Source organism: Streptomyces sp. NPDC026673 (assembly GCF_040638135.1).
In the GTDB taxonomy this organism is placed as follows: domain Bacteria; phylum Actinomycetota; class Actinomycetes; order Streptomycetales; family Streptomycetaceae; genus Actinacidiphila.
Window position 1 is genome coordinate 21,859 of sequence record NZ_JBEZXR010000095.1, and the last position, 7,355, is coordinate 29,213.

5 protein-coding genes are annotated in these 7,355 nt (G+C 75.5%); 1 reads left to right on the plus strand and 4 read right to left on the minus strand.

What is annotated here, in order from left to right; translation table 11 throughout:
- The first annotated feature begins 208 nt into the window (after positions 1–208).
- Positions 209–1,744 carry a GMC family oxidoreductase N-terminal domain-containing protein gene (locus tag AB0F62_RS37775; RefSeq protein WP_361810168.1) on the plus strand — a complete coding sequence of 512 codons (1,536 nt, stop codon included), beginning with the start codon at positions 209–211 and terminating at the stop codon, positions 1,742–1,744.
- A 186-nt stretch (positions 1,745–1,930) separates the two neighbouring features.
- On the opposite strand, the gene AB0F62_RS37780 is transcribed toward AB0F62_RS37775, so the two are convergent.
- From AB0F62_RS37780 to AB0F62_RS37795, 4 genes are all read right to left on the minus strand, one after another.
- Positions 1,931–2,575, minus strand: a complete 645-nt coding sequence (locus tag AB0F62_RS37780) for a DUF305 domain-containing protein (protein ID WP_361810170.1) — start codon at positions 2,573–2,575, stop codon at positions 1,931–1,933.
- Between the two features lie 97 nt (positions 2,576–2,672).
- Positions 2,673–3,092: a DUF6153 family protein gene (locus AB0F62_RS37785; RefSeq protein ID WP_361810172.1), complete on the minus strand. Its 420-nt coding sequence runs from the start codon at positions 3,090–3,092 to the stop codon at positions 2,673–2,675.
- 158 nt (positions 3,093–3,250) lie between these two features.
- Positions 3,251–3,655, minus strand: coding sequence for a four-helix bundle copper-binding protein (locus AB0F62_RS37790; RefSeq protein WP_361810174.1), 405 nt, complete (start codon positions 3,653–3,655; stop codon positions 3,251–3,253).
- Between the two features lie 348 nt (positions 3,656–4,003).
- On the minus strand, positions 4,004–6,760 hold the full coding sequence (locus tag AB0F62_RS37795) for an AAA family ATPase (RefSeq protein ID WP_361810176.1): 2,757 nt from the start codon (positions 6,758–6,760) through the stop codon (positions 4,004–4,006).
- Positions 6,761–7,355 lie beyond the last annotated feature (595 nt).

Consider the following 7,355-nt stretch of genomic DNA (forward strand, 5'->3'; position numbering starts at 1 on the left):
GACTTATCGGATGCCCCGCATCACAGGCCGGCAGCCCTGCGGCGGCGGGCACCTCGATGACGTACGGCAGTACGTACGCACGGGGGCGGGAGGGCCCGCCCCTCTACGTAGCCTTACGGACGCCCTATGCCGGATTTCACCCTATTTTTTCCTGTGTCCGCGACCGAGAGGACCGGCGGCCGCGGAGGGGGCTACACGGAGGTCTGCGATGACGGGACACGACTACATCGTCGTCGGCGGCGGAACGGCGGGGTGCGTCCTCGCCGCGCGGCTGTCGGAGGACGGGCGGGCGCGCGTGCTGCTCCTCGAAGCCGGCCAGGCCAGACCGCCGCACGCCTCGACCGCTCCGGAGCGGTGGATGCGGTTGATCGGCGGCGGGATGGACTGGGGCGACGAGACCGTGGCGCAGCGGGCGGCGGGCAGCGCCGTGCTCCCCTACCCGCGCGGAAAGGCGCTGGGGGGTTCGAGCAGCATCAACGGAATGGTCCACCTGCGGGGGCATCCGGCCAGCTACGACGCGTGGGAGAAGGCGGGCGCGACCGGCTGGAACTTCCGCACCCTGCTGCCCTACCTGCGGCGCAGCGAGCGGGCGACGGGGCGCGATCCGGCCTTCCGCGGCACCGAGGGCCCGATGCGGGTCGCCCCGCCGCGCAGGGTGCATCCCCTGTCCCCCGCCTGTCTGAGCGCCGTCCAGGCGGCGGGGCATCCCATCAGCACCGACCTCAACGGCCGCCACCAGCAGGGGGGCGGGTGGCTGGAGCTGAACATCGTCGACGGGGCACGGCAGAGTGCCGCCGACGCCTATGTGCGGCCCGTGCTGCACCGGCCCAACCTGACCGTCGTCACCGGCGCGCAGGCACAGCGCCTCCTGCTCCGCGACGGGTACTGCACGGGCGTGGAATACGTCCGCGGCGGTCTGCTCGAACGAGCCGAGGCGGCCCGGGAGGTCGTCCTCGCCGCCGGGGTGGTCGGCTCCCCGCACCTGCTCATGCTCTCGGGCGTGGGACCGGCCGACGAACTGCGCTCCCACGGCATCGGTGTCGAGGCGGACCTCGGCGAGGTCGGCAGCAACCTGCACGACCATCCCGTCACCGTCGTCAACTTCTCGGCGGCCCGGCCGGTGCCCGCACCGGACGGCCCCGCGTTCGACGCCGCCGCGGCGCTGTGCAGCACGCACGCCGACACCGCGCCCGACATCCAACTGCTCTTCCACTGCACGCCGTACACGCCCCCGCCGCTGGTCGGCGCGGAGAACGGCTACAGCTTCCTGGTCGGCCTGATGTCACCCCGCAGCCGGGGTTCGGTGCGGCTGGCCGGGCCCGACCCGCGGGCGGCACCCCTGGTCGACCCGAACTTCCTGTCCGCGCGGTCCGACGTCGAGAGCCTGATCAGGGGGGTGCGCATGGCCCAGGAGATCGGCAGCGCGCAGGTTCTGCAGGTGTGGCGGAAGGAGGAGGTCCTGCCGGGGCCCGCCGCGTTCAGCCACGGCCTTCTGGAGGACTACGTGCGGCGCAGCGTCGGCAGCCACCACCACCCGGTGGGCACCTGCCGCATGGGGTCCGACGACCACGCCGTCGTGGACCCCGAGCTCCGGGTCCGCGGTGTCTGCGGGCTGCGGGTCGCCGACGCCTCGGTGATGCCGTCCGCGGTGTCCGCGCAGCCCAACGCGACCGTCCTGGCCGTCGCGGAACGGGCGGCCGATCTCATCAGGGGCGGCGGCCGGACCGAACCCGCCGCCGCCTGAACTCCGGCCGGGGCCGGCCCCTCGGGGGAGGGCCGGGCGCCGCGGGAGGCCGTCGAACCGGTCCGGCCGGGACGGCGGCCGCGGCGCCCCCGTCAGGGCCCGGGGCGTCGACGACCCGCCGGACTCCGCCTCACCGCCGGCCGTGCGGAGGCGGCCTCGGGCTCGCCCCCGCACGGCGCTGTGTGATCAGCCGGTGCCGAGCATCTGCCGCATCTGGGCGATCTCCGCGGTCTGAGCCGTGATGATGTCACCGGCCATGGATGTGGCGTCCCGGGACGAGCCCTTCTGCTGCTCCGCCTTCGCCATGTCGATCGCACCCTCGTGGTGCTCGATCATCATGGTCAGGAACATGCTGTCGAAGTCCTTTCCGGTGGCGCCGTCCAGCCGGTCCATGTCCTCCCGGCCCATCATCCCGGGCATGGAGGCGTGGTCGCCGTGGGCCGTGCCGTCCATGGCGGGCATGCCCTCCATGGCGTCGGGGACCTTCGCGCCCCAGGCCTTCAGCCACCCGGACATCGTCTGGATCTCCGGGTCCTGTGCCTTCTCGATCTTCTCGGCAAGAGCCTTCACGTCGGGGGATGCCCCGTGGGAGGCGGCCATCCCGGCCATGGCGACGGCCTGGCGGTGGTGGGGGATCATCTGCTGCGCGAAGGACACGTCGGCCTGGTTGTACCGGCCGGCCGAGGCCGACGCGTTGCCGCCGGGTGCGCCGTGCGCGGCGCCGGAGTGGTCGTTGCCGGCGCCGCAGGCGGCGAGGGCCAGACCGGTGGACGCCGCCGCGACGACCAGGGAAGCGCGACGGGCAAGGGAGCGATAGCGGTTGACGTGCATGTCGGGGTAACTCCTGGGTCTGCTGGGATCAGGGCATGACTGCGCGCGGGACGGCGACCCGTGCCCCTGGGGCCGGGTACCGCTCCGCGGGATGCCTCTAGATCCGCAGGAGTTGCAGTTCCGCCAACGAGGGCGGAGCGCGCCCGCCGTTCGGTTCCCTGGGGGGTGCGGCCACGATGTGCCGCGGCGGAAGCGACGCCACCGGACCCGACGGCGTCAGGGCCGGGACCACCACGGAACCGGGGACGGCGCCCGAGACGCACAGCTGATCCGCGTGAGCGCCGTGATGGCCCGCCGGATCGCCGGTGCCGTGGCAGGCGTACGCCTGACCGGGCTCCGCCGCCGTCATCCTGTGATGGGTGGTGTGCGGGCCGGAATGAGCGACGGGCATGGCGCTGCCGGCGGCCAGGGCGTGCATGCCCAGCAGGCCGAGCAGAACGGTGAGCACCAGCAACGCCGGCAGCCGCAGCACCGGCTGCGGCTGGGACGAGGCGGAGATCGCCTTGATGCGGCTCACCGCGTCATCGTAGTCGGAAACCCCCTGTGACCGGCGGCGCCTCCGGGGCCTCGACGGTCGACCGGCGCGACGATCGAGGCCCCGCGACTCGATGGAGCCGCTCCTCACGGTCCGTTCCGGCCCTGCCGTCCGCCGCGTCGTCGGCGGCACGGACCGGATCAGCCGAGGGCCTGCAGCAGGTCGTCGCACGCCTGCTCGCAGGAGCGACAGGCCTCCGCGCAGATACGGCAGTGCTCCATGCCGGTGTGGCGGCCGCATTCGTCGGCGCAGGCCTTGCACGCGGTCGCACACGCCCGCAGGATCGCGCGCGTGACGTTGGCGTCGTATCCGGTGTGGCGGGACAGGACGGACGCCGTGGCGGTGCAGATGTCCGCGCAGTCCATGTCGGTGCGGATGCACTTGGCGAGATCGCCGACCATGCCCTCGGAGAGGCAGGCGTCCGCACACGCGGTGCACGCCTGCGCGCAGGCGATGCACTCCTCGATGCAGCGGCTGAGCTTCTCCCGGTCGACGCTGCCGAGGTCTGCCGGGTAGGTGGCGAGCATGTCCTTGACGGTGCTCATCGGTCGGCTCCTTCCCTGCCGGGGACCGGCGGTCGGTACGGCCGCCTGTCGACGAACCCCGACACTGAGCGGCTAGCCCGCCTCGCGCGGCGCAAACGCGCGGAAGCCGCCGGGTACGGATGCGGGCATCGCGGCCGCCCTTCGATGGGCCGGCGCCCGCTCGCCGGCGGCGGTGCCCCGGACGGCGAGGGTGACCTCGGCACCGGCGCCGGCCAGGGCGCGGGCGGCCCGACCGTTCCCCACCGGGGACGCGTCGGCACCCCGCGGCGCGCCACGGGCGCCCGTGCGGGGCTCTCCGCTCGCTCGGGAAGCCCGGATGACGGCCCCGCCCCGCCTCGCATCCGGCGTTCACCGGTTCTCGGGCGGGAAGAAGCGGGCCAGTTGATGGCGCGAGGTGACGCCGAGCTTGGGGAAGATCCGCGACAGATGGGTGCTGACCGTCCGGTGGGACACATAGAGCCGCGCGCCGATCTCCTTGTTGGACAGCCCGTCGGCGGCCAGTGTCGCGATCTGCAGCTCCTGGGGCGTGAGCCGCTCGGCGGCCCGGGGTGCCCGGTGCCGGCCGGTCTCGCCGGTGGCCTCGAGTTCCTGTCGCGCGCGCCTGCCCCAGGCCGCGGCGCCCAGGTCGTCGAAGGTGTCGCGGGCCGCCCTCAGCGGGGTGCGGGACTCCAAAACGCGTCGCCGCCTGCGCAGCCACTCGCCGTGGGCGAGCTGGAGGCGCGCACGCGCCAGGGGCCAGCCCGCCGGGACCGCCGCGAGGGCGGACCCGAAGGCCGCCCCGGCCTCGTCCTCGTCGGCCAGAACCGCACGGGCGTGCCGCGCGGCCAGGCGTACACGCGCCGCCGGCGTCCGGACGGCCGACGGTTCGAGCCGCTCCACCACCTCTCGCGCGTCGGCCTGCTCACCGCAGTGGACGGCGGCCTCGGCGAGATCGCCGACGGCCCACAGGGCGGTCATCAGGTGGCGGTCGTCGTCCGTCGGATCGGTCAACCGCCGCAGCTGGGCATACGCCTCGGCATACTCCCCGGCGCACGACAGCGCCATGCCGCGGGCCGTCCGAACCGTGGCGTGCAGCAGCGGGGAGTCCAGCCGCACGGCGATGGCGTGGGCCTCGTCGATCAGCCGCCGCGCGGCCCCGGGATCATCGTGGACGGCCGCGGCACACCCGAGGACGGTCAGGGCCGTCGCCTCCCACTCGGGCCAGCCGGTCTCCCCGGCCAGCCGCCGGGCCTCGTCCGCGTCCTGGCGCGCCGGATCGAAGCGCCCCATGGCGACGCGCCCCGAGGCACGAAGGGCCAGCGCCTCCGCCAGCAGCGCCGGTCTCCCCTGCTGCCGCAGCCGTTCGACGGCCGCGGTGAGGAGGGGATCCGCGCGTTCCGGTGCGCCGACGCACCACAGGGCCCGCGCCGTCGTGTGCAGCGCGGCCGCGTCGTCCGTCGACCGGGCGAGGGCCCGGGCCGCCTCGATCACCCGGGCGCCGCGTTCCACGGGCGCCGCCTGCGCGGCGATCAGCAGCATCGTGGCGTCCTCGGTCGCGCACCGGGCGACCCGCTCGCCGGCCAGCCGGTCGGCGGCGCGCAGCACCTCCTGGTGGAGCCCGGAATCGCCGTTGCCGCGGTAGAGATGGCCGGCCGCGGCGCTCGTGAGCCGGACGGCCAGCCCCGTCTCGCCCCCCGCGCGCATCCGCTCGGCCGTGTGGAGCAGCGAGCGGACGGCCGCCGGCGCCCGTCCTCCGCGGCCGGCCGGGGACTCGGCGATCCACAGGAGGCGGGCTCTGTCCGTGGCGTTCAGCTCCAGGCCCTCGGTGGTGCGCACCAGGCGCCGGAGGAGGTCGCACCGGCCGAGACCGACGGCCAGCTCCGCGCTGCGCAGCAGGAGTTCGACCCGTCCTCGGGCGTCCCGGGTGAAGGCCGCGGCGAGTTCGAGGGCGCCGACGGCCGCCGCGACGGCGCCGCTGCGCAGCGAGCGGGCGGCGTCCCCCTCCAGGCCCGCCGCTATCGCGTCGTCCGGTCCGACGGTGGAGGCCGCGAGGTGCCGGATCGCCAGGTCGGGCCGGTCGGCGTGGACCGCGGCCAGCGCGGTGTGTGTGGCGTGGCGCTGCACGACGGTGGCCGCGTGGTGGACGGTTGAGCGGAGGATCGGGTGCCGGAAGCGGATGGCGTGCCGGTCGACGCAGACGAGCCCGGCGTCGACGGCGGGTACGAGGTCGTCGACGGTGACGGGTTCTCCGCGGACGGCGGTCGCGGCGGCCAGTACGTCGCCCGTCGCCGCCGGGGCGTCGAGCGCGGCCGCCAGCAGCAGGGCGCGCGTCGTGTCCGGCAGGTCCGTGATCCGCGTCTCGAAGGCGCGCTGGAGGTTCACGGTCAGGGGCAGCCATCGCGGGATGGTCGCCAACGATTCCAGGCCCCGGGCGGCCAGCGGCAGTTCCACCAGCGCCAGTGGATTGCCGTCGGCCTCCTCGAGCAGCCGTGCGCGCACGAACGGTGCCAGCCCGGGCGCTCCGGCGTCGAGCAGCCGCGCGGCATGTCCGGTGTCGAGCGGGCTCACCGCCAGTTCCTCGACCCCCTCCCAGAGCGGCTGCTCCGTCTCGCCCTGTGTCGCCGCGGCCAGCAACACGACGGGGTCGCAGGACAGGCGGCGGGCGACGAAGGCGAGCAGGTCGCTGGTGGCGCGGTCGAGCCACTGGACGTCGTCGACGAGCAGGAGCAGGGGCCTGATGGCGGCGCACTCGGCGAGGAGGTCGAGCACGGCGAGCGCGATGCGGAAGGGCTCGGGGCGGTCGGCGTCCCCGAGGCCGACCGCGGCCGGCAGTGTCGCGCGCTGCGGCTCCGCGAGGGCGCCGGCCCCGGCGAGCACCGGGCGCAGCAGTCGGTGCAGACCGGCGAACGGCAGCCCGGATTCGGACGGCACACCGGTCAGGGCGAGGACGCGCCGGCCCTGCTCCGTCCCCCGTTCCCGGGCGAAGGCCAGGAGTGTCGTCTTGCCGATCCCCACCTCGCCCCTCAGGACCAGGGCTCCGCCGTGGCCGTCCGGCGGACACAGGAGATCGTCGATCGCCTCGGTCTCGGCCCGCCGGCCGACCAGGGAGGGGATCCGTGTCGCCATGGTCCGCCCTCGCGGCTTCCCGGAACTGATACACGAACCACCGTACAAGGGGTGAAAGGGTTCACTCGGGCCCCAGGGCCGGGGCCGCCGTCTCGGGCGGATGGGCCCGTCGATCGTGCCGCCACGCGCGCCCGGGGCCCGGCGGCCGGGTTCCCGCGGCGCCGCTCCCGCTCCCGCTCCCGCTGCCGCTGCCGCTGCCCCTCCAGCTACCCCTCCCGCTGCCGCGCGGCGACCTCTCCCCGCGGCCCGGGCACTGCCCCTGGCACAGAGTCCGCCGAGCGGCGGGCACGGTGAGGCCCTGCTCGGTACCGGTCCGCCACCCGGCGGCCCGGTACGCGCGCGCGAGGTGCCGTCGACCGCGCGGGCCGTTACGGGACGCGAGGTTCCCGCGGGACGGGAAGGACGTCGCCCTTCCGCGCGCCGTGGTGGACAGGGGGCGAGGCGTCGATGCGCCCGGGGCCGAACACCCCCCACCGGCGCGACCTCGGCGGCGCCCACCCGGACCCGGAGGGCCGTGCCACCGGCGAACGGGGAGCGCGTCGGGCGCGGGGGCGGCCCGCCGGGGCCGCGGGCGGGGCGGCGGGGCCGCGGGGGC

What these genes read in the sequence shown, in the direction of transcription:
- AB0F62_RS37775 (WP_361810168.1), top strand. Translation starts at nt 209, where the DNA reads ATGACGGGACACGACTACATCGTCGTCGGCGGCGGAACGGCGGGGTGC.
- AB0F62_RS37780 (WP_361810170.1), bottom strand. Translation starts at nt 2,575, where the DNA reads ATGCACGTCAACCGCTATCGCTCCCTTGCCCGTCGCGCTTCCCTGGTC.
- AB0F62_RS37790 (WP_361810174.1), bottom strand. Translation starts at nt 3,655, where the DNA reads ATGAGCACCGTCAAGGACATGCTCGCCACCTACCCGGCAGACCTCGGC.
- AB0F62_RS37795 (WP_361810176.1), bottom strand. Translation starts at nt 6,760, where the DNA reads ATGGCGACACGGATCCCCTCCCTGGTCGGCCGGCGGGCCGAGACCGAG.